The sequence below is a fragment of the Streptomyces sp. NPDC001393 genome (assembly GCF_053597455.1).
This window is the reverse complement of record NZ_JBSFIH010000046.1, coordinates 50,332-72,488: the sequence shown is the minus strand read 5'-3', so window position 1 is coordinate 72,488 and position 22,157 is coordinate 50,332. Positions and strand designations below refer to the sequence as shown.

Annotated in this window: 9 protein-coding genes; 7 read left to right on the top strand and 2 right to left on the bottom strand. The window is 72.6% G+C overall.

Going from position 1 to position 22,157, the window contains the following annotated elements; translation table 11 throughout:
- Positions 1-13: 13 nt before the first annotated feature.
- The gene (locus ACWC2T_RS34660) at positions 14-997 is read right to left on the bottom strand and encodes an AfsR/SARP family transcriptional regulator (RefSeq protein ID WP_450674305.1); all 984 of its coding nucleotides are present in this window, start codon (positions 995-997) and stop codon (positions 14-16) included.
- Positions 998-1,024: 27 nt separating this feature from the next.
- Positions 1,025-1,768: a thioesterase II family protein gene (locus tag ACWC2T_RS34655; RefSeq protein WP_450674304.1), complete on the bottom strand. Its 744-nt coding sequence runs from the start codon at positions 1,766-1,768 to the stop codon at positions 1,025-1,027.
- A 522-nt stretch (positions 1,769-2,290) separates the two neighbouring features.
- Between ACWC2T_RS34655 and ACWC2T_RS34650 the strand changes: the two genes are divergently transcribed.
- From ACWC2T_RS34650 to ACWC2T_RS34620, 7 genes are all read left to right on the top strand, one after another.
- Positions 2,291-2,506, top strand: coding sequence for an MbtH family protein (locus tag ACWC2T_RS34650; RefSeq protein ID WP_450674303.1), 216 nt, complete (start codon positions 2,291-2,293; stop codon positions 2,504-2,506).
- A gap of 176 nt (positions 2,507-2,682) precedes the next feature.
- Positions 2,683-3,408 (top strand): LmbU family transcriptional regulator, encoded by a 726-nt coding sequence (locus tag ACWC2T_RS34645; protein ID WP_450674302.1) that lies wholly within the window; start codon positions 2,683-2,685, stop codon positions 3,406-3,408.
- A gap of 92 nt (positions 3,409-3,500) precedes the next feature.
- Entirely contained in the window at positions 3,501-5,081 is a 1,581-nt protein-coding gene (locus ACWC2T_RS34640; protein ID WP_450674301.1) for an amino acid adenylation domain-containing protein, read from the top strand.
- 34 nt (positions 5,082-5,115) lie between these two features.
- Positions 5,116-5,346, top strand: a complete 231-nt coding sequence (locus ACWC2T_RS34635) for a phosphopantetheine-binding protein (protein WP_450674300.1) — start codon at positions 5,116-5,118, stop codon at positions 5,344-5,346.
- Positions 5,347-5,359: 13 nt separating this feature from the next.
- Positions 5,360-6,547, top strand: coding sequence for an NAD(P)/FAD-dependent oxidoreductase (locus tag ACWC2T_RS34630; RefSeq protein ID WP_450674299.1), 1,188 nt, complete (start codon positions 5,360-5,362; stop codon positions 6,545-6,547).
- 42 nt (positions 6,548-6,589) lie between these two features.
- Positions 6,590-14,383 carry an amino acid adenylation domain-containing protein gene (locus ACWC2T_RS34625; protein WP_450674298.1) on the top strand — a complete coding sequence of 2,598 codons (7,794 nt, stop codon included), beginning with the start codon at positions 6,590-6,592 and terminating at the stop codon, positions 14,381-14,383.
- Positions 14,380-22,155 carry an amino acid adenylation domain-containing protein gene (locus ACWC2T_RS34620; RefSeq protein ID WP_450674297.1) on the top strand — a complete coding sequence of 2,592 codons (7,776 nt, stop codon included), beginning with the start codon at positions 14,380-14,382 and terminating at the stop codon, positions 22,153-22,155. Before ACWC2T_RS34625 ends, ACWC2T_RS34620 begins: the two co-directional genes overlap by 4 nt.
- Positions 22,156-22,157 lie beyond the last annotated feature (2 nt).

Genomic DNA, 22,157 nt, shown 5'->3' with positions numbered 1-22,157 from the left:
CTTGGCAGCGTTGTCAGCAGGCCGGCGCGGCGGTGCTCGCGGTCAACTCGTGGAAGCGGTGGACCAGTTGGTTCTGCTCCTGCTGCAGCCGCTCGATGCGGCGCTGCAGACGGGCTATCTCCTGGCAGAGGGTGAGCACCGCGTCGTCGGCCGACGCGTCCGCCTGCGCGGGCACCGCCCGGGCCCGAGCCGGGACGGCCGGGCGGGGCCGCACCGCGGTGGCGAGGGCCGGGTCGTGGTGGAGGATCGCCTCCATCAGGCCGCGCAGGGCGGGGCCCGGCTCGACACCGAGTTCGTGCACCATGCGGTTGCGTGCCCGTTCGTACACGCCGAGCGCCTCCGCCTGCCGGCCGCAGCGGTAGAAGGCGACCATCAGCAGGTCGTAGAACCGCTCCCGCATGGGGTGGTCGGTGGTCAGCTCCATCAGCTCGGCGGTGATCTCGCGGTGCCGCCCGGTGCGCAGATACGCGTCGTACATCATCTCCAGGGCGGTCAGCCGCTGCTCCTCCAGCTGGGCCGCCCGGCCCGCGCAGATGTCGCCGAGCACGCTGCCCTCCAGCGCCGGGCCGCGCCACAACTCAAGGGCCCGGCGCAGCAGTTCACCGGCCTGCCCCGGGTCGTCGCGCAGCACTCTGCGGCCCCGCTCGACCAGGTGCTGGAAGCGCGCCGCGTCCGTGTCGACGGCGTCGAGCTGCAGGGCGTAGCCGCGCGAGGTGGTCACGATCCACGGGTGCGGTGCGGGCCGTCCGGGGGTGCGGCCCTGCGGCCCGGACAGCAGCCGGCGCAGCCGGGTCACCTGGAGCTGTAGCGCGTTCGCCGCGTTCGCGGGCGGGTGTTCGCCCCACAGCTCGTCGATGAGCCGCTGCACCGAGACGTTGTGCCCGGCCTTCACCACCAGCGTCCCGAGCAGTGCGCGCTGCTTGGCACCCGTGGGAAGGATCCGCGCACCGGTCTGTTCGTCCTGGACCTCCACGAGGCCGAGAATGCGGAACTGCATCTCTCCCCCTCACACAGCCGGTGGCCGCTAGGAGCGCGCCGCGCCCGCCGCCTGAAGCGCCGTGGCCGCGTCCTGTTCGATCTGCCGCAGCAGCGGTCCGGGATCGGCCTGGAAGTAGAAGTGGCCGCCGTCGAGGACCCGCAGCCCCAGGAAGTGCTCGCTGTGCTCCGCCCAGCCGGCCATCCGCTGTGGTGAGGCGGAGTGGTCCAGGGCGCCTGCGAACGCGGACAGCGCCACGGGCAGGGGACCGGCGTCCGCGGCGGGGCGCCAGTTCTCCACCAGTCGCAGGTCGGCCCGGATGATCGGGTCGTACAGGTCCCACAGCTCGGGGTCGTCGAAGACCCCGTCGGGTGTGCCGCCGAGCAACTTCAGACGGGTGCGCAGCTCGGCGTCGGGCAGCTCGTGGTATCCGGCCCCCGGCCCCGCCGGCTGCGGTGCCGAGCGCGCGGAGACACCGGCCCACACCGGCAGCGGCAGGCCCCGGTCGACGACCCGCCGGATGATCTCGTACGTCACGAGGGCGCCCATGCTGTGCCCGAACAGGGCGTAGGGGACGGTCAGTTCGGCTTCGATGCTGCGCAGCAGGTAGTCGGCGAGGCGGCCGGCCTCGGGGATCTGCGGCAGGTCGAGGAGGAGGCCGTGGCCCGGGGCGTCGAGCAGCCGGACGTCCCACGTGTCCGGAAGCAGGGCCGGCCAGTCGCGGTACAGCAGGTGTGAGCCGCCCGCGTGGTGCAGGACGAACAGGCGCAGGTCAGGTCGTGTGCTGTCCATCGCTCTCCCTCGGATCGGGCCGCCCACGCTCGAACCATAGAACGGTGCCGGGCCGCGAGGGCGCCGGCACGGGCGGTCTCCGCCGCCGGTGTGGCGGCTCTTGAGCGATCCTCAGGCGGCGGCTGCCCCGAGCGGCTGCCCCGCACCACGCGGCGTCGGCGGGTGGCGGGCTCGCCCGCACCCGTGCCGGGCCCCAAAAGCCCGGCATCGTGGCACACGAACCGGGTCCGGTACAGAGGATCGGGGGGAGTGCAGGTCCGCACGGACGACCGGGCGGCCGGCGAGCCCGTCGCCTTGTAGCGCTGACGGTCGAGTCCCTACGGTGACGTGGCAACGCCGGGGTCGCCACCGAAGCCGGGTGTCCCGTCGACCGGACGCCCTCGTGTCCTGTCGACCGGACAGCCGAAGTGTCCTGTCGACCGGACAACGCCGGTCGGCGACCTCGTGCCCGGTGCTGTCGCGCACCCGGCCTGGCGATTTCCCCATCACGAGTCACTCCATGACGGTTAAGGACGGTGCCCCTTGAGCGCTAACCCCTTCGACGACGAGGACGGCCGCTTCTACGTCGTGGTCAACGACGAGGAGCAGCACTCCCTGTGGCCGGTGTTCGCCGAGGTGCCCGCGGGCTGGCGGGTGGTCTTCGGCGAGGCGGCCCGTGCCGAGTGCCTGGAGTACGTCGAGCAGAACTGGACCGACCTGCGCCCCAAGAGCCTGCGCGAGGCCATGGCGGCGGGCTGAACACCGGTCGCACACCGACGGGCTCGCACCCCTGCGTCACGCCGGCGCTCGCGACCTGGCCGAGCAGGCCGGCCGAAGAGGAACGACGGTGATCGCCGCCCGGGTTCCGGGCCCGGCGGTCGCTCAACGCCCTGAAAAGAACGCTGAGTTGGGAGATGAAGGTGATGACGGGGGCTGTGAGAACCGCGAGCAGGTACAAGGCGATCCCGGTGGACAACAGCGGTGAACAGCCGCAGCGCGATGTGCTCCTGCCCTTCATGGGGACACAGGCCAAGGTGCAGAAGTCGGGGCTGATCTTCCCGCAGAACCTGCCCGAGCGGTCCTGGGAGCAGATCGGTACCAACCTGCGTGAACTGGTCAACTCCTCGGCGTGGTGGCTCGCCGACTGGCTGATCTACGGCGAGGCCACCTACGGGTGGCGGCGCTACAAGGAGGCCATCGAGCGCACCGGGCTCGACTACCAGACCCTGCGCAACTACGCGTGGGTGGCCCGGCGGTTCGAGCACCACCGCAGGCGGGACGGCCTCAGCTTCGCCCACCACGCCGAGGTGGCCCGGCTGGCGCCGCCGGAGCAGGACTACTGGCTGCGCAAGGCCGAACAGCAGAAGTGGTCGCGCAACGAACTGCGCAGGGCGGTGCGCGCCAGCCTGGCCGTGCAGAGCGACACGGCCGAGCTCTCCCCGAGCGGTGGCGACGAGCAGCAGGACGTGCCCCGGCTGGCCGGGCCGGCGGCCGCGGACAAGCGCCGGCAGCAGGTCACCACGCTCACCATCGAGCTGTCCGCCGGACAGCTGGAGCACTTCTCGAAAGCGGCCGCCGCGCACGGTCTGCCCGTCGACAAGTGGGTGGCCCACCTGCTGGAGACCGCCGACCGGCGCATCCCCGAGGCACGCACCGCCTAGCGGCGCGACGCCCGCAGGTGCCGGCAAGCCCGTCCCCCCGGGGTGTGCCGGCGGCTCGTCCGACCGGACACCTCTCACATCGGAGTCAGTTGATGATCCTTCAGGGAAAGCGGGTCGCCCTGCCCTCGGCGCCCGTCGTCCACCAGCAGTTCGAGGCGCATGTTCAGGCCACTCCCGACGCCGTTGCCGTCGTCTGCGGCGGCGAGCAGGTGACGTACGCGGAACTGGACGCGCGGGCCAACCGGTTCGCGCACTTCCTCGCCGCGCGCGGACACGGCCGGGGCGCGAAGGTCGGCGTCTGTCTCGACTACTCGGCCGACATGCTCGTCGCCATCCTCGGCACGCTGAAGGCCGGCGCGGCCTATGTGCCGTTCGACCCGGCCTACCCGGCGGCGCGACTGCAGCTGCTGCTGGGCCAGGTCCCCGGTCTCGCCCTGATCGTGGCCTCCCCGGCGACGGCCGGGATGGTCGAGTCGGCGGCCGTCGACGTCGTCGACCTCGAACAGCTCTCCGGCCACCTCGCAGGTCTCCCGGCGACCGCACCGGACGTCCAGGTCACCGGGGACGACATCTGCTACGCCGTCTTCACCTCCGGCTCGACCGGCACGCCGAAGCTGACCGCGGTGCGGCACGAGGGCTGGTTCAACCTGATGAACTGGCTGAAGCTCGAGTACCACCTGGACAGCGCCTCGAGCAACCTGGTCGTCAGCGCCTTCGGTTTCGACCTCTCCCAGCGCGCCCTGATGACGGCGCTGTTCTGCGGCGCCACCCAGTACCTGATGGCGAGCCGGAACTTCGACGCCATGCTGGCGTACCGCCTGCTGACCCGGCACGACATCCGCACGGTGCACTGCGCCTCCAGCACGCTGTACCTGCTGGTGGACTGGGAGACCGCCCGCGGCGGTGACGCGCTCACCCAGCTCGACTACATACTCTTCGGCGGTGAGCCGCTGAAGTTCGAGCGGATCGCGGACTGGGCGGCCCGCGAGGGCAACTACTGCACCCTCCTGCACCAGTACGGCGTCGCCGAGTGCACGGACGTCGCGACGTCGTACGACCTCGCCGGGCACCGGCCCTGCGACCAGGACATCGCCCCGGTCGGCACGCCCGCCTACAACACCGACATCCACCTCCTCGACGAGAACCTGCGCGGTGTCGCGCCGGGGGAGTACGGCGAGATCTGCATCTCCGGGGCCGGCGTCGGCGCGGGCTACCTGGGCGGCTCCGGCCCCGAGAACGCCAAGTTCACGACCGTCGTGGTGGACGGTGAGCCGGTCCGGCTGTACCGCACGGGCGACCGCGGCTACGTCAACGAGGCCGGCGACCTCGTCGTCGCCGGCCGGATGGACGCGCAGGTGAAGGTGCGGGGCATGCGCATCGACCCCACCGACATCGAGCGCGCGCTCGGCAGGCTGCCCGGGGTCCGCGAGGCCGCCGTGGTCGTCACGTACACCGGTGCCGGAGAGGCCGAGCTGACCGCGTTCCTCGTCCCGTCCGGCGGCGAACTCGCCGAGGACGACCTGCGCAAGGGCCTGCTGCAGACACTGCCGCGGAACATGGTCCCGGCCCGGTTCGTGAGCGTCCTGCGGCTTCCGCTGAGCCCCCACGGAAAAGTCGACCGCGCGGCGCTGGCCGATTCACTCAAGAACCAGTACAGCGGCACGGCGGCATAGTCGACGGACCTTGCCGACAAACGAGAGGACTGTGATGATTGCCGACCGCGTGCGCGCCATCTGGTGCCGGGAACTCCAGCGCGATGACATTTCGGCCGACGACGATTTCTTCGCCCTGGGCGGCCAGTCCGTGATCATGGTCAGGATCCAGGGTGCCCTCATCGAGGAGCTGGGCGCCGAGGTGCCCATGGACCAGCTCTTCCTCAACCCGACGGTGGCGTCGATCTCCGCGTACATCGAATCCCTGAGTGCGGTCACCAAATAGAAGGAGAGGGGCCATGTACGACGTCATTGTCATAGGTGCCCGTTGCGCGGGTTCACCGACCGCCATGCTTTTCGCGCGGCAGGGTTATCGCGTTCTGCTCCTGGAGAAGGCGAAATTCCCGCAGGACACGCTTTCCTCGCACTACCTCCATATGCAGGGCGTGGCACTGCTGAACCGGTGGGGGCTGCTCGATGAGATCCGTGACTCGGGCGCCCAGCCGATCACCCGCCAGAGCTACCAGGGGCCCGGTGTCCGCATCGAGGGCTTCTCCCTGCCGATCGACGGCCTGACGACCACGTACGCGCCGAGGCGGTACGTGCTCGACCCGATCCTCGCCGGCGGCGCCGTGGCGGCCGGCGTGGAGTTCCGGCAGGGATGCGCGGTCAAGGACCTGGTGTGGGAGGACGACCGGGTCGCCGGGGTGCGGTACACGACCCCCGGCGGTACCGAGGCGACGGACCGGGCGCGCCTCGTCGTCGGCGCGGACGGCATGCGCTCGCTGGTGGCACGCAAGGTCGGCGCGGAGAACGTCATCGAGCACCCGCGGCTGACCACCACCTACTACAGCTACTGGTCCGGGGTTCCCGCGAACTTCGAGCTGTACGAGCGCCCCGGGCGCTGGATCGGTGTCCTGCCCACCAACGACGACCTCACCCTGCTCATGGCCTACTTCCCGCAGGCCGACTACAACGAGGTCCGCAAGAACGTGGAACCCGCCTACCTCGACGCCTTCCGCACGACGGCGCCCGAGCTGTGGGAGCGGATGCAGTCGGGCAGGCGCGAGGAGCAGCTGTACGGCACCGGGCACCAGGAGAACTACTTCCGCAAGGCCTACGGGCCCGGGTGGGCGCTGGTCGGCGACGCGGTGAACCACAAGGACTCCATCACCGCCCGCGGGATCACCGAGGCCTTCGTCCAGGCCCAGTCGCTCACCGACCACATCGGGGACCGGCTGCACGACGACGACGCGCTCAAGGCGGCGCTGCGGCGCTACGAGAACGACCTGAGCGGCGAAGCCCTCAGCCACTACCAGGGCGCGCTCAACGTGGCCGAGCTCAAGCCCGAGGGCCGTACGGACATGCTGCGCAAGCTGGTCGGCCACCAGGACCACATCGACCGGTACTTCTCGACGCTGTCGGGCGCGTGCTCCATCGACGACTTCTACAACGACGAACTCCTGACCCTGCTCGACCAGGGCTGACCGACACCACCTGCTCACCTGGTTTGCCGATTTGGAGACACAATGATCCCGTTGTCGTTCGCGCAGCGTCGGCTGTGGTTCGTGGACCGGTTCGAAGGCCCGTCGCCGACCTACAACGGCGCGTTCGCCCTGCGGCTGACCGGTGAGCTGAACGCGGATGCGCTGCAGGCGGCGCTCCGCGATGTCATCGACCGGCACGAAGTCCTCCGCACGGTGATCGTCGAGGGCGACGACGGCATACCGCACCAGCAGGTGCTGCCGTCCGGACAGCAGCCGTTCGACCTGCCGGTCGTCGAGGTCGCGGGGGAGGACGAGCGGGCGGCGGCGGTCGACGAGGTGGCCACCGCGACCTTCGACCTGGCCGCCGACGCGCCGATCCGCGCCAGGCTGCTGCGGTCCGGGCCGCGCGAGCACACCCTCGTCGTGGTGGCGCACCACATCGCCGTGGACGGGGAGTCCTTCGGGCCGCTGTTCCGCGATCTCACCACGGCCTACGCGGCCCGCGCCGAGGGCGGGGCCCCGGCGTGGGAGCCGCTCCCGGTGCAGTACGCGGACTACACGCTGTGGCAGCGGGACGTGCTCGGTGACGAGTCCGACCCGGACAGCACGGCGGCCAGGCAACTGGCGTACTGGCGCGAGGCCCTGGCCGACCTGCCGCAGCCGCTGGCCCTGCCGACGGACCGCCCGCGTCCGAGGGTGATGGACCCCGCCGGCGACCGCATCCCGTTCTCCATCGGCCCCGAGCTGCTCGCGGCCGTGGAGAAGCTGGCCGCGGAGGCGGACACCACGGTGTCGATGGTCATGCACTCGGCGCTCGCGGTGCTCCTGCACCACCTCGGGTGCGGTGACGACGTGTCCATCGGCGCGCCGATCACGGACCGCACCGACGAGGAACTGCGCGACCTCGTCGGCTTCTTCGTCAACACCTGGGTGCTGCGCGTCGACCTCTCCGGGAACCCCACCTTCCGCCAGCTGCTTCAGCAGGTGCGGGAGAGGTCCCTGGCCGCCTACGACAACCAGGACATGCCCTTCGAGCGGCTGGTGGAGCTGCTCAACCCGGACCGGTCCACCGCCTACAACCCGTTCTTCCAGGTCATGCTGTCCTGGCAGCCGCCCGTGCCGCCCATGGAACTGCCCGGCCTCGGCGTCCGGGCCGAGCGGCTGGAGACCCGGACGGCCAAGTTCGACCTGTTCTTCGACCTGCTCCCGAACGGCTCCGGCGGCGCGAACTGCCGCCTGGAGTACGCCACCAGCCTGTTCGACCGGGACACGGCCGAGAGCATCGCGCAGCGCTTCGTCCGCGTCCTCGGCCTGCTCGTGGCCGACTCCGGGCGCGCGATCGGCACCGTCGACGTGCTCGACGCGGCCGAGCGGGGCCGGCTGCTCACCGAGTTCAACGACACCGCCCGTGAGGTGCCCGGGCTGACGGTGCCGGAGCTGTTCGAGAGCCAGGTGGCCAGGACGCCCGACGCCCCGGCGCTCGTGTGCGACGGCCGGACGCTGACCTACCGGGAGCTCGACGACCGGGCCAACGGCGTCGCCTGGGAACTCATCCGGCGCGGCGCCGGACCGGAGGACCTGGTGGTCCTCGCGCTGCCGCGTAACGAGGACCTGGTGGCCGGCCTGCTCGGCATCCTCAAGTCCGGTGCCGGATACGTGCCGTTGGACCCGCAGTACCTCAGCGGGCGGGCGGAGAGCGTGCTGTCGGAGGCGGCGCCGCGGTTCGCGGTCACCGACACCGACACCTGGCAGACCCTGCCACGCAATGACATGTCGTGCGTCAACCTCGACCTGCGCGCGCAGTGGCAGACGCCCGCCGGCGCACCGGACGACGCGGGCCGGAAGGCGCCGCTGAGCCCGGACAACCTGGCGTACGTGATGTACACCTCCGGCTCCACGGGCAAGCCGAAGGGCGCGACGGTCACCCACCGGGGTGTCGTCAACGGCGTGCGGGAGCTGGTGCGCGTCCTCGACGCGCCGCCCGGGTGGCGGATGCTGGCCGGCACCTCCGTCAACTTCGACGTCTCGGTCTTCGAGCTGCTGACCACCCTGACCACCGGCGGCACGGCCGAGCTGGTGGCGAACGCGCTGGCGCTCGGCGAGCGGGAGCGCTGGGACGGCCATGTGATCAGCGGGGTCCCCTCGGTGCTCGGGGAACTGGTGGGCCAGCTCCACAAGGCGCCCGACGTGCGCACGGTCGTGTTCGCGGGCGACGTGCTCCCGGGCCGGCTGGTGCGGCAGGTGCGCGAGGCCCTGCCCGGCGTGCAGATCGTGAACTCCTACGGGCAGAGCGAGAGCTTCTACGCCACTACCTTCTCCCTCGCGGCGTCCGAGGAGTGGGCGGATGGCGACGTCGCGCCCATCGGCACCCCGCTGGGCAACATGCGCGCCTACGTCCTCGGCCCGGGACTCGCCCCGGTGCCGCAGGGCGTGATCGGTGAGCTGTACGTGGTCGGGACCTGCCTGGGCCGCGGCTACCACGGCCGCCCGGGCCTGACCGCCGAACGCTACGTGGCCAGCCCCTTCGGCCCCGCCGGCGAGCGGATGTACCGCACGGGCGACCTGGCCCGCTGGAACGCGCAGGGACAGCTGGAGGTGGTCGGCAGGGCCGACGGCCAGGTCAAGGTGCGCGGCTTCCGCATCGAGACGGCCGAGGTCGAGGCCGCGATCACCGCGCACCCCGGCATCAGCGAGGCCGTGGTGATCAGCCGGGAGGTGCCCTCGGGCGGCCGGCGGCTCGTCGCCTACGTGGTGCACACCGGCGAGGGGGCCGTCGGTGACGACGGCGCCGGCGGCATCGGTGACGTGGACGTGCAGTCCGGCGCCTCCGCCGCCGAGCTGCGCAGGTTCGTCGCGGCACGGCTGCCCGACTACATGGTGCCGTCGGCCTTCGTGGCCCTCGGCCGGCTCCCGCTCGGACCGACGGGCAAGCTGGACCGCAAGGCGCTGCCCGAACCGGAGTTCCTCGGCGAGACCTACCGGGAGCCGCGCACCGAGGCCGAGAAGATCATCACCGCGGCCTACGCCGACGTGCTCGGGGTGGAGCGGGTCGGTGTCGACGACGACTTCTTCGCGGTGGGCGGTGACAGCCTGCGCTCCATCCAGGTGGTGGCGCGGGCCCGCGCCCGCGGCCTTGAGCTCAGCACGCGGGAGATCTTCGAGTGCCGCACGGCGGCCCGCCTCGCCGAGGTGGCCGCCGACCGCACGGGCCGGGCGCCCGTGCTCGCCGAGCTGGAGGGCGGCGGCGTCGGCCCGATGCCGCTGCAGCCGGTGGCGCGGCAGGTGTTCGAGCACGGCGGCGGGACGAACCGTTTCGCCATGTCGATCGTCCTCGAACTGCCCACGGGCATCGACGCGACGGGCCTCGCCGCGACGCTGGACGCCGTGCTCGACCGGCACGACCTGCTGCGCGCCCAGCTCGTGCGCGGCGACGAGCCCTCCCTCCTGGTGCGCCCGGCGGGCACCGTGCGGGCCGCGGACCTGATCCACCGGGTCGACTGCGACGGGCGGTGGGACGAGCCGTCCGCGCTTCAGGCGGCCCGGGCCCAGCTGGACGCCTCGGTCGGCCGGCTCGACCCGGAAGCCGGGACCATGGCGGACTTCGTCTGGTTCGCCGCACCCGAGGGTGCGGGCAGGCTGCTCGTGGTGCTGCACCACCTGGCGGTCGACGGCGTCTCCTGGCGGATCCTCATGTCGGACCTCGCCGAGGCGTGGCAGCAGGTCGGCTCCGGCAGGGCGCCCGAGCTGCCCGCGGTCGGCACCTCGGCCCGCCGCTGGGCGTCGGCGCTCGAGGACGAGGCCTTCTCCCCCGAGCGGGAGGAGGAACTGACGTACTGGCGGGACCTGCTGGAGGCGAGCGACCCCCCGCTGGGCACGCGGGCCTTCGACCCGGCCGTGGACGTGTGGTCGACCCTCGACACCGTGCGGGTGCAGCTGCCCGCCGAGGTCACCGAGGCGGTGCTGACCACGCTGCCCGCGGCGTTCAAGGGCACCGGCACCGACGTGCTGCTCGCCGCGCTCGCCCTCGCGGTGAACCGGTGGCGGGGCGAGGAGCGCTCGACCCTGGTCCGCCTCGAGGGACACGGCCGCGAGGAGGAGGTCGTGCCCGGGGCCGACCTCTCCCGCACCGTCGGGTGGTTCACCGCCATGTACCCGGCCCGGGTCGATGTGCAGGGGGTGGACCTGGCCGACGTACTGGCGGGCGGCCCCGCCGCCGGGCAGGCGATCAAGCGGGTCAAGGAGCAGCTGCGCGCGGTCCCGGACAAGGGGATCGGCTACGGGCTGCTGCGCTGGCTGAACCCGGAGACCGCCGAACAGCTCGCCGAGTACCCGGCCCCGCAGATCGGCTTCAACTACCTCGGGCGGATCTCCGACGCCGACGTGCCCGAGCACCTGCGCGCACAGGGGTGGGGGCCGGCGTCCTGGTCGGCCGAGCTGGTCCCGACGCCCGACCCGGACCTGCCCGCGCTCTCCGCGCTCGAGGTCAACTCGGTCGTCACGGACACCCCCGACGGCACCCGGCTGCAGGCGGCCTTCATGTTCCCCACCGGGGTGCTGTCCCGCGAGCGGGCCGCCGAACTGGCCGAGCTGTGGGTCGAGGTGCTGCACGGCATGGCCGCGTACGCCGCACGCCCGCAGACCGGCGGGCTCACCCCCTCGGACGCCCCGCTGGTCTCCGTGCGGCAGGACGAGATCGAGGCCTGGGAGGAGCGCTACGGCCGGCTGGTCGAGGTGTGGCCGCAGGCGCCGGGGCAGTCCGGCATCCAGTTCCAGGCGGCGCTCGCCGACGGCACCTTCGACGTCTACCACATGCAGTTCGTGCTGCACCTGTCCGGGCACGTGGACCCGGAGCGCATGCGGGCGGCCGGGCAGGCGCTGCTCCAGCGGTACCCGAACCTGCGCTCCGCGTTCCTCACCACGGCCGACGGCGATCCGGTGCAGGTTGTGGCGGAACACGTCGCGCTGCCCTGGCGGCACCTCGACCTGACCGGGCGCAGCGCGGCCGAGCAGGACGCGGCGCTGGAGACGGCCCTCGCCGACGACCGGGCCGACCAGCTCGACCCCACCCGGCCGCCGCTGTTCCGCCTGGCCCTGCTCACCTGCGGGCCCGAGCAGGCGAAACTCATCATCACGGCGCATCACACCCTGTTCGACGGCTGGTCGTCGCCGCTGGTCATCACGGACCTGATCCGCCTGTACGCCGAGAGTCGCGAGCTCCCTCCGGTCCGCTCCTACGGCGACTACCTGGCCTGGCTGTCCCGGCAGGACCGGGAGGCGTCGGCCGAGCGGTGGAAGGCCGAGCTCGAGGGATTCGACCAGCCGACCCTCGTCGCCGCGGGCCGTGCCGCCGAGGGGGAGGCGACCGCCCTCGGACGGGTCGAGGTACCGCTGTCCATCGACAAGGGACGGGAACTCGCCCGGCGCGCCGCCGAGTTCGGGGTCACCCTGAACACGCTCCTGCAGGGCGCGTGGGCGATCCTGATCTCGAAGCTGACCGGGCAGCAGGACGTGGTGTTCGGCGCCGCCGTCAACGGCCGCCCCGCCGACCTGACCGGCTCGGACGAGATGGTCGGCCTGTTCATCAACACCCTGCCGACCAGGGCCGTCTGCCGGCCGGACCAGAGCCTGGCCGAGGTCATCACCGACCTGCAGAACCGGCAGATCAGCCTGCTCGACCACCACTACTACGGCCTCGCCGACATCCAGCGCGCGGTCGGGCTGCCCTCCCTGTTCGACACGATCGTGGTGTTCGAGAACTACCCGATCGACCGCGAGGGCATCGTCGAGGCGAACACCTCGGCCGGGTTCACGATCGACGCCATCCGGCCGTTCGCGGGCTCGCACTACCCGCTCACCCTCAACTCCTCCGATCCCTACCTGCGGCTCTCCCTCGACTACCAGCGCAACCTCTACGACCGTGCCTCGGCCGAGGTGATCGCCGCCCGGCTCGTCCGTGTCCTGGAGCAGGTGCTTCAGGACCCGTCGGTGCCGGTGGGCGCCGTGGAGGTGCTGGGCGAGGACGAGCGGGACTGGCTGGTGCGCCGGGTCAACGACACCGCGCACCCGGTGGCCGCGGACACCCTGCCGGCCGCGTTCGAGGCCCAGGCGGAGCGCGACCCGGACCGGGTGGCGCTGATCGGTGAGGACCGGACGCTGACCTACGGCGAGTTCAACCGGCGCGCGAACCGGCTGGCGCACTGGCTGGTGGAGCAGGGCGCGGGTCCCGAGCACCTGGTCGCGGTGAAGATCCCGCGCTCCGTCGACCTGCTCGTGGCGCTCTACGCCGTGGTGAAGGCGGGTGCGGCCTATGTGCCGGTGGACCCGGACCTGCCCGAGGACCGGGTGCGGCACGTGCTGGACAGCGCCAGGCCGCTGCTGGTCCTCGACGAGAACCTTCCGGACGTCTCCGCGTACCCGGAGACGAACCCGCAGCGTGCGCTGTCCCCGGACCACGCCGCGTACGTCATCTTCACCTCCGGCTCCACCGGTGGCCCCAAGGGCGTGCAGGTGGCACACCGGTCGATCATGAACCGGTTGGAGTGGGGTCTGGCGCACTTCGGCGTCGGGCCCGAGGACCGGGTGCTGCTCAGCACGACGGCGAGCTTCGATGTGTCGGTGCCGGAGCTGTTCGCGCCGCTGCAGGTCGGGGCCGCCGTGGTCATCGCGCGTCCGGACGGGCGCCGGGACCCGGCCTACCTCGCCGAGCTGATCCGGCGCGAGCGGGTGACCGGCGCCGACTTCGTGCCCTCCCTGCTGGAGGCGTTCGTCGCCGAGCCGGCGGCCAAGGAGTGCACCAGCCTGCGCTGGATCGAGGTCGCGGGCGAGGCGTTCCCGCCCCAACTGGCCAACAAGGCGGCCGGAGTGCTGCCGGGCTGCGGCGTGCACAACCTCTACGGGCCCACCGAGGCATCGGTCGAGGTCACGGCGTGGCAGCACGTGCCGGGCGCGGACCGGGTGCCGATCGGCGCCCCGATCTGGAACACCCAGGTGTACGTGCTGGACGCGGCGCTGCGCCCGGTCGCACCCGGCGTCCCCGGCGAGCTGTACCTGGCCGGCACCGGGCTCGCCAGGGGCTACCTCGGACAGACCGGGCTGACCGCGAGCCGGTTCGTGGCCTGCCCCTTCGGCGAGCCGGGCACCCGGATGTACCGCACCGGTGACCTGGTGCGGTGGAACACCGACGGCCAGGTCGAGTACATCGGCCGGACCGACTTCCAGGTCAAGGTGCGCGGCTTCCGCATCGAACTCGGCGAGATCGAACAGGCGCTTGCCGCGCACCCGGACGTCGACAGCGCGGTGGCCGTGGTGCGCGAGGACCGCGCCGACGACCAGCGGCTGGTCGCGTACGTCGTGCCGGTCAAGGGCACGGATCCGGCCGGGCTGGACCTCACGGCGCTGACCGGCCAGGTCCGCGAGCACCTGCCGGAGTACATGGTCCCCTCGGCGATCGTGCCGCTCGCCGAACTGCCCACGACACCGAGCGGAAAGCTCGACCGCAAGGCGCTGCCCGCACCGGACTACACCGAGGCCGACACCGGACGAGGGCCGCGCAACCACACCGAGGAAGTCCTGTGCCGGCTCTTCGCCGAGCTGCTCGGACTGACGGAGGTCGGCATCGACCTCGACTTCTTCAGCCGCGGCGGGCATTCGCTGCTGGCCACCCGGCTGGTCGGCCGCATCCGCAACGAGCTGAACGCCGACGTGAAGGTCACGACCGTGTTCCGCAATCCGACCGTCGCCCAGCTGGCGGAGCGGATCGAGGAACTGGGCACGTCGAACCGCCCCCGGCTGCGTCCCCGGCTGGGCCAGATGACCGTTGAGGAGACGCGTCGATGATCCCCCTGTCCTTCGCCCAGCGGCGGCTGTGGTTCCTCCACCGTCTGGAAGGCCCGTCCGCGACCTACAACATCCCCTTCGTGCTGCGCCTGGACGGGCCGCTGGACACGGCGGCCCTGGCCGCGGCGGTCACGGATGTCGTCACCCGGCACGAGAGCCTGCGCACCCTGGTCGCGGAGAACGCGGACGGCACGCCGGAGCAGCGGATCCTGCCCCCCGAGGAGGCGGCCCCGCCGTTCCGGGTGACCGATGTGGCCGCGGACGCGGTGGACGCCGCGCTGCAGGAGGCCGCGTGCGAGGGCTTCGACCTGGACACGGAGCTCCCGCTGCGGACCACCGTGCTCCGCGTCGGTCCCGAGGAGCACCTGCTGGTGTTCGTGTTCCACCACATCGCCGCGGACGGGGCGTCGATGGCGCCGTTCCTGCGGGACCTGCTGTCGGCGTACGCGGCCCGCCACAGCGGCAGGACGCCTGACTGGCCGCCGCTTGCAGTGCAGTACAAGGACTACACGCTGTGGCAGCGCGAGCTGCTCGGCGACGAGGAGGACCCGGAGAGCATCGCCGCGGCGCAGCTGGAGTACTGGCGGGGGGAACTCGCCGGGGTGCCGCAGCCGGTGCAGCTGCCGCTGGACAGGCCGCGGCCGACGGCGGCCGGCCACGACGGCGGCCATGTCGACTTCGAGCTGGACGCGGACCTGCTCGCCGGGATCGGGAAGCTGGCCGCGGAGCGCGGCGGCACGGCGCCGATGGTCGCCCAGGCCGTGCTCGCCGTGCTCCTGCACCACGTCGGCGCCGGCAACGACCTGACGATCGGCAGCCCGATCGAGGGGCGCGCCGATGAGCAACTCGACGACCTGATCGGGTTCTTCGCCAACACCTGGGTGCTGCGCGTCGACCTGTCCGGCAACCCGTCGTTCGGCGAGCTGCTGGAGCAGGTGCGCGACCGGGCCCTGGCCGCGTACGACAACCAGGACGTGCCGTTCGAGCGCCTTGTGGAGCTGCTGAGCCCGGAGCGCACCACCTCGTACCAGCCGCTGTTCCAGGTGATGCTGGCCTGGCAGTTCGAGTGGTCGCAGATCGAGATCCCGGGCCTGCGGGTCACCCCCGTCCCGGCGGGCACCGGTACCGCGAAGTTCGACCTGTTCTTCAACATCGTCCCGGCCCCCTCCGGCGGTGCGTACGGCCGGCTGGAGTACGCGACGGAACTCTTCGACCACGCCACGGCCGAGAGCCTCGTCGACCGCTATGTGCGCGTGCTGCGGCAGGTGGTCGCCGATCCCGGGACGCGGCTCGGCGGCGTGGACGTGCTCACCGGGGCCGAGCGGGACTGGCTGACCCGGCTGAACGACACCACGGCGCCGGCGCCCGCGGCGACGGTGCCGGAGCTGGTCGCCGCCCAGGTGGCGCGGACACCGGACGCGACGGCGGTGGTGTGCGGGCAGACCGAACTGTCGTACCGGGAGCTGGACGCCCGCGCCAACCGGCTGGCCGCGGTCCTGCGGGACCGCGGGGTCGGGCCGGACGTCCTGGTCGCCGTGGCACTGCCGCGCTCGGCGGACCTGGTGGTCGCGCTGCTCGCGGTGCTCAAGGCCGGCGGCGCCTACCTGCCGATCGACCCGGGCTACCCGGCCGCGCGCGTCGACCTCCTGCTCGGCGCCGCCGAGCCCGCGCTGGTCCTGACCGACTACGCGACGGCGCCGACCGTGGCCAAGTGCCGCCTGCCGGTGCTTCACCTCAACGACCTGTGCCTCGACGGCCGCACCGTCGACGCCCCGGACGTCCCGACCGGCCCGGACAACCTGGCCTACGTGATGTTCACCTCCGGCTCGACCGGCACGCCCAAGGGCGTGGCCGTCACCCATGCGGCCGTGGTCAACGGGGTGCGCGATCTGCGTCGTACGGTTCAGGTCGGGGCGGGGTCCCGGATGCTCGCCGCGACCTCGGTGAACTTCGACGTCTCCGTCTTCGAGATCTTCACCGCGCTCACCGCCGGAGCGAGCGTCGAGATCGTCCGTGACGTGCTCGAACTCGCCGAGCGCGGCGGGTGGTCGGGCACCACCGTCAGCGCCGTGCCGTCGGTGTTCTCCGCCCTGCTGGACGAGTCCGTCGCACTCGACGTGCGCACCGTCGTCTTCGCCGGTGAGGCACTCTCGGCCGACCTGGTCCACAAGGTGCACCGGGCCCTGCCCGGCGTCCGTGTCGTCAACGCCTACGGGCAGACCGAGAGCTTCTACGCCACCGCCTTCACCCTTCCGCAGGAGTGGAGCGGAACCGGCGCGATTCCGGTCGGCACACCCCTGGCCAACATGCGCGCCCATGTCCTGGGGCCGGAACTGGCACCGGTTCCCCCCGGTGTGATCGGGGAGCTGTACGTCACCGGCCTGGTCGCCCGCGGCTACCACCGAGCCGGCCGGGCGACCGCGGAGCGGTTCGTGCCCTGCCCCTTCGGCCCGGCCGGCACCCGGATGTACCGCACCGGCGACCTGGCCCAGTGGGACGAGCACGGCCGGCTGAGGTACGCCGGGCGGGCCGACACCCAGGTGAAGATCAACGGCATCCGCCTCGACGCGACCGAGATCGAGACCGTCCTCGCCCAGCACCCCCAGGTCGCCCAGGCGGCGGTCATGGCGCGTGAGGACCACACCGGCAGCACACGACTCGTCGGGTATGTGGCGCAGGCAGGGAACGCCGACGTCCCGGTGGCGGAGCTGCGCCGGTTCGTGGCCGAGCGGCTGCCGGACTACATGGTGCCCGCCGTGTTCGTGGTGCTGGACCGGCTGCCGCTCAACGCGAACGGCAAGCTGGACCGGGCCGCGCTGCCCGAGCCGGAGTTCACCGGTGCCGCCTACCGGGCGCCGCGCAGCGAGGCGGAGCGGATCCTGGCCGAGGTCTACGCCGACGTGCTCGGCGCCGGACAGGTGGGCATCGACGACGACTTCTTCACCAGCGGCGGGGACAGCATCCGCTCGATCCAGGTCGTCGCGCGGGCCAAGACGCGCGGCGTCGTGGTCAGCACGCGGGAGATCTTCGAGCACCGCACGGTCGCCCGGCTCGCGGAACTGGTCGAGGGCCGTCAGGAAGAGGAGCGCGTCAGCCTGGCCGAGCTGCCGGGCGGCGGCGTGGGCTGGGCCCCGCTCCCGCCGACGGCGGCCCACGTCCTCGCGCTCGGCGGTGGCATCGGCCGGTTCTGCATGTCCGCGATGCTGACCCTGCCCGCGGACATCGACCGTACGGGCCTGCTCGCGACGCTGCAGGCCGTACTGGACCGGCACGACGGCCTGCGCTCCCGGCTCGACCGGGCGCAGCCGGGCCTGCGGATGGAGCCGCCCGGCCGGGTGGATGCCGCCGCGCTGGTGCGGGAAGTCCCCTACGGCGACGCCGATGTGCAGGCCGAGCTGGACGCGGCCGCGGACCGGCTGGACCCGGACGCGGGCGTCATGGCGCAGTTCGTGTGGTTCACCTCCGGCACGGGCGCGGACGCCGGCAAGGAAGCGGGCACGGACGCGGAACCGGGCGGCCGGCTGCTGATCGTGCTGCACCACCTGGTCGTCGACGGGGTGTCCTGGCGGATCCTGCTGCCGGACCTGGTGTCCGCCTGGCAGCGCGTCCGCGACGGCCACGCCCCGGCACAGCCGGCGGTGGGCACCTCGCTGCGCCGGTGGACGCACGCCCTGGCCGAGGAGGCGGCGAGCCCCCGGCGGGTGGCCGAACTGCCCGTCTGGCAGGAGATCCTGAGCGCCGAGGAGCCGGTGCTGGGCGCGCGGGAGCTGGACCCCGCACGCGATGTCACGGCCACCGTGGACACGGTGCGCGTCCGGGTGCCGGCGGACATCACGCAGACCCTGCTGACCCAGGTGCCCGCCACCTTCCGCGGCGGTGTCGACGACGGGCTGCTGGCCGGACTGGCCCTGGCACTTCTCCGCTGGCGCCGGACGCGGGGCGTTTCCGCCTCCCAGGCGCTGGTGCGGCTGGAGGGACACGGCCGGGAGGAGCACCTGGTGCCCGGCGCGGACCTGTCGGGCACGATCGGCTGGTTCACCGCGATGTACCCGGTGCGCCTCGACCTGGCCGGCATCGACGTGGCCGACGCGTTCGCCGGCGGCGCGGCCGCCGGACGGGCCGTCAAGGCCGTCAAGGAACAGCTGCGGGCGGTGCCGGACAACGGCATGGGCTACGGCCTGCTGCGCCACCTCAACGAGGAGACCGCCGCCGAGCTCGCCGGAGCGCGCGCACCGCAGATCGGGTTCAACTACCTGGGCCGCTCCTCCGGCGCGGACATCCCCGAGGACCTGCGGGGCCTGGGCTGGGCACCGGACACCACGCACCGGGACCTGATCGCCGCGCCCGACGCGGACATGCCGGTGCTGTCGGCGCTGGAGATCAACGCGGTGGCCACCAGCACCCCCGGCGGTGAGGAGCTGACCGCCTACTTCGGCTTCCCGACCGGAGTGCTCTCCCGCGCCGAGGTGAGCGAGCTGGCCGGGCTGTGGGTCGAGGCGCTGACCGCCCTGGCCCGGCACGCCCAGGCCCCGGACGCCGGCGGGCTGACCCCGAGCGACGCACCCCTGGTCGAGGTGCGCCAGGACGAGATCGACGCCTGGGAGGCCCGGTTCGGCAAGCTGGCCCAGGTGTGGCCGACGACGCCGGTGCAGTCCGGGATGCTGTTCCACACGGCGCTGGCCGGATCCTCCTTCGACGCCTACCACATGCAGCTGGTGTTCCACCTGTCCGGCGACGTCGACCCGGAGCGGATGCACCGGGCCGCGCAGGCCCTGCTGGGGCGTCACGCCGCTCTGCGCGCGGCGTTCGTCGACCGGGCGGACGGCGATGCGGTGCAGGCGGTGCCGGAGACGGTGTCCCTGCCCTGGCAGTACCTCGACCTGACCACCTTCGGCGAGGCGGAGCGGACCGAGGAGTTCGAGCGGTTCCTCGCCGAGGACCGGGCCGCCCACTTCGACGTGGCCACCCCGCCGCTGATCCGGATGGCACTCGTCCACCTCGAGCCCGGCCGCGCCGAACTCGTGATGACCGCCCACCACGTGCTGATCGACGGCTGGTCCATGCCGCTGCTGATGCAGGACCTGCTGCTGTTCTACGCGTCCGGCGGCGAGACGGCCGCCCTGCCCGCGACCCGCGACTTCGGCGAGTTCCTGGCCTGGCGCGCCCGGCAGGACGAGACGGAGTCCGCCCGGGTGTGGGCGGCCGAACTCGACGGCGTCGAGGAGCCGACCCTGCTCGCTCCCGGCTCCGAAGGCACGGGCGAGGGCGTCGGCCAGGTCGACATCGCGCTCCCGGCCGACGAGGCCCGCGCACTGGGCCGGCGCGCCACCGAGCTGGGCGTCACCATCAACACCCTGGTCCAGGGCGCCTGGGCGCTGCTGCTCGGCCGGCTCACCGGCCGTCAGGACGTGGTGTTCGGCGCCACCGTCTCCGGGCGGCCGCCCGCCGTGACGGACGTCGACTCGATGGTCGGGATGTTCATCAACACCCTTCCCGTACGCGTCAGTTACGCGCCCGGTGACACCCTCGCCGAGATCCTCACCCGGCTCCAGAGCCGGCAGGCCGCTCTCCTGGACCACCACTACTACGGGCTCACGGAGATCCAGCAGTCCGTCGGCCTGAAGTCCCTCTTCGACACGCTGGTCGTCTTCGAGTCGTACCCGGTCGACGAGGAGGGCATCAGCGCCGCCTCCGACGCCGCGGACGGGATCGCCTTCACCGGCCTGCGCGCGTCCACGGCCACCAACTACCCGCTGACCCTGATGGCGGCGGCCGCCCCGCACCTTCAGCTCATCCTCCAGTACACGCAGGGCGTCTTCGACCGGGAGACGGTGGAGGTGCTCGCGGCCCGACTCGTGCGCGTCCTGCGGCAGCTCGCGGCCGACCCCGGGCTGAAGGCCGCGCAGGTCGACATCCTGGATCCGGCCGAACGCCACCGGATGCTCACCGAGTTCAACGACACGGCCGCAGTCGTCCCGGACATCACGGTCGACGGGCTCGTCGCGGCACAGGCGGCGCGGACGCCGGACGCGGTCGCCGTGGAGGCCGACGGCGCGCTGCTCACCTACCGCGAGCTGGACGCCCGGGCGGGCCGCCTGGCGCGCGAACTGGCCGCACGCGGGGTGGGCCGGGAGTCGGTGGTCGCGGTGTCGCTGCCGCGGTCGGCGGACCTGGTGGTCGCCCTGCTCGCGGTGTGGAAGGCGGGCGGCGCGTATCTGCCGGTCGACCCCCGGTACCCCAGCCGGCGCCTCACCGCCATCCTCGACGAGGCGCGGCCGCGCCTGGTCCTGACGGACTCCGCGACAGCCGCGGCGCTGCCCGAGCACGCCGCCCCGGACGTCCTCCTCGACACGCTCGACCTGTCCGACGCCGACACCGGCCGCCAACTGCGGGTCCACGCACAGCAGTTGGCGTACGTCATGTACACCTCCGGCTCCACGGGCAAGCCCAAGGGCGTCGCCATCACCCACGCAGGGGTGGTCAACGGTGTGCTGCGGCTCGCCGAGCGCGTGGGGCTGGCGCCGGGCAAGCGGCTCCTCGCGGGCACCTCGGTCAACTTCGACGTCTCGGTGTTCGAGATCTTCACGACCCTCGCCACCGGCGGCGTCGTCGAAGTGGTCCGGGACGTCCTGGTCCTGGGCGAGCGCAAGGACTGGAGCGGCAGCGTCGTCTCCACCGTGCCGTCCGCCTTCGCCGAACTCGTCGACGAGATCTCCGGCCGCACCAGCGTGGAGACGGTCGTCTTCGCCGGCGAGGCCCTGCCCGCGTCGCTCGTGGAGAAGGTGCGCTCCGCCTTCCCGGGCGTACGGGTCGTCAACGCCTACGGACAGAGCGAGTCGTTCTACGCCACCACCTTCACCGTCTCGGACGGCACCCGGGGCTGGGCGGGCAGCGCGCCCGTCGGCACCCCGCTCGGCAACATGCGGGCCTACGTCCTCGGCCCCGGCCTGGCCCCGGTGCCGCCTGGCGCGGTCGGCGAGCTGTACGTCGGCGGACACGTGGGCCGCGGCTACCACGGCCGCGCCGCGCTGACCGCCGAGCGCTTCGTCGCCGACCCGTTCGGCCCCGCCGGCGCGCGCATGTACCGCACCGGCGATCTGGCCCGCTTCCACGAAGAGGGCCGGCTGGAGTACGTGGGCCGCGCGGACACGCAGGTCAAGGTCCGCGGCTTCCGTGTCGAGCCCGGCGAGGTCGAGGCCGCGCTCACCGCGCACCCCGGCGTCGCGCAGGCCGCCGTCCTCGCCTGCGACGGGCGCGGCAGCGGCACGGGCAAACAACTGGTCGCCTACGTCGTGCCCGCCGTCACCGGCGACGACGCGCCGGCCGGCGACCGCGCCGGCCTGGAGACGAAGGAACTCAACGACTTCGTCTCGGAGCGGCTGCCCGACTTCATGGTGCCGGCCGCCTTCATGGTCCTCGACCGGCTGCCGCTCACCCCGAACGGCAAGCTGGACCGGGCCGCGCTGCCCGAGCCGGAGTTCACCGGCGCCGCCTACCGGGCACCCCGCACTCCCCGCGAGGAGACCCTGGCCAGGCTGTTCGCCGAGGTGCTCGGCATGGACCGGGTCGGCATCGACGACGGCTTCTTCGAGCTGGGCGGGCACTCCCTGCTCGCCACCCGGCTGATCAGCCGTGCCCGCGCCGAGCTGGGCATCGAGATACCCATCCGCAAGATCTTCGACCTGCCGACGGTCGCCGCGCTCGCCGCGTGGTCTCAGGAATCGGCCGCCCCCCGCCGCCCCAGCCTGCGCCAGATGATCGTCAAGGAGTGAAC

Bases quoted from the DNA above. Each gene is read 5' to 3' on its own strand.
- ACWC2T_RS34660 (WP_450674305.1), bottom strand. From the start codon at position 997: ATGCAGTTCCGCATTCTCGGCCTCGTGGAGGTCCAGGACGAACAGACC.
- ACWC2T_RS34655 (WP_450674304.1), bottom strand. From the start codon at position 1,768: ATGGACAGCACACGACCTGACCTGCGCCTGTTCGTCCTGCACCACGCG.
- ACWC2T_RS34640 (WP_450674301.1), top strand. From the start codon at position 3,501: ATGATCCTTCAGGGAAAGCGGGTCGCCCTGCCCTCGGCGCCCGTCGTC.
- ACWC2T_RS34635 (WP_450674300.1), top strand. From the start codon at position 5,116: ATGATTGCCGACCGCGTGCGCGCCATCTGGTGCCGGGAACTCCAGCGC.
- ACWC2T_RS34630 (WP_450674299.1), top strand. From the start codon at position 5,360: ATGTACGACGTCATTGTCATAGGTGCCCGTTGCGCGGGTTCACCGACC.
- ACWC2T_RS34625 (WP_450674298.1), top strand. From the start codon at position 6,590: ATGATCCCGTTGTCGTTCGCGCAGCGTCGGCTGTGGTTCGTGGACCGG.
- ACWC2T_RS34620 (WP_450674297.1), top strand. From the start codon at position 14,380: ATGATCCCCCTGTCCTTCGCCCAGCGGCGGCTGTGGTTCCTCCACCGT.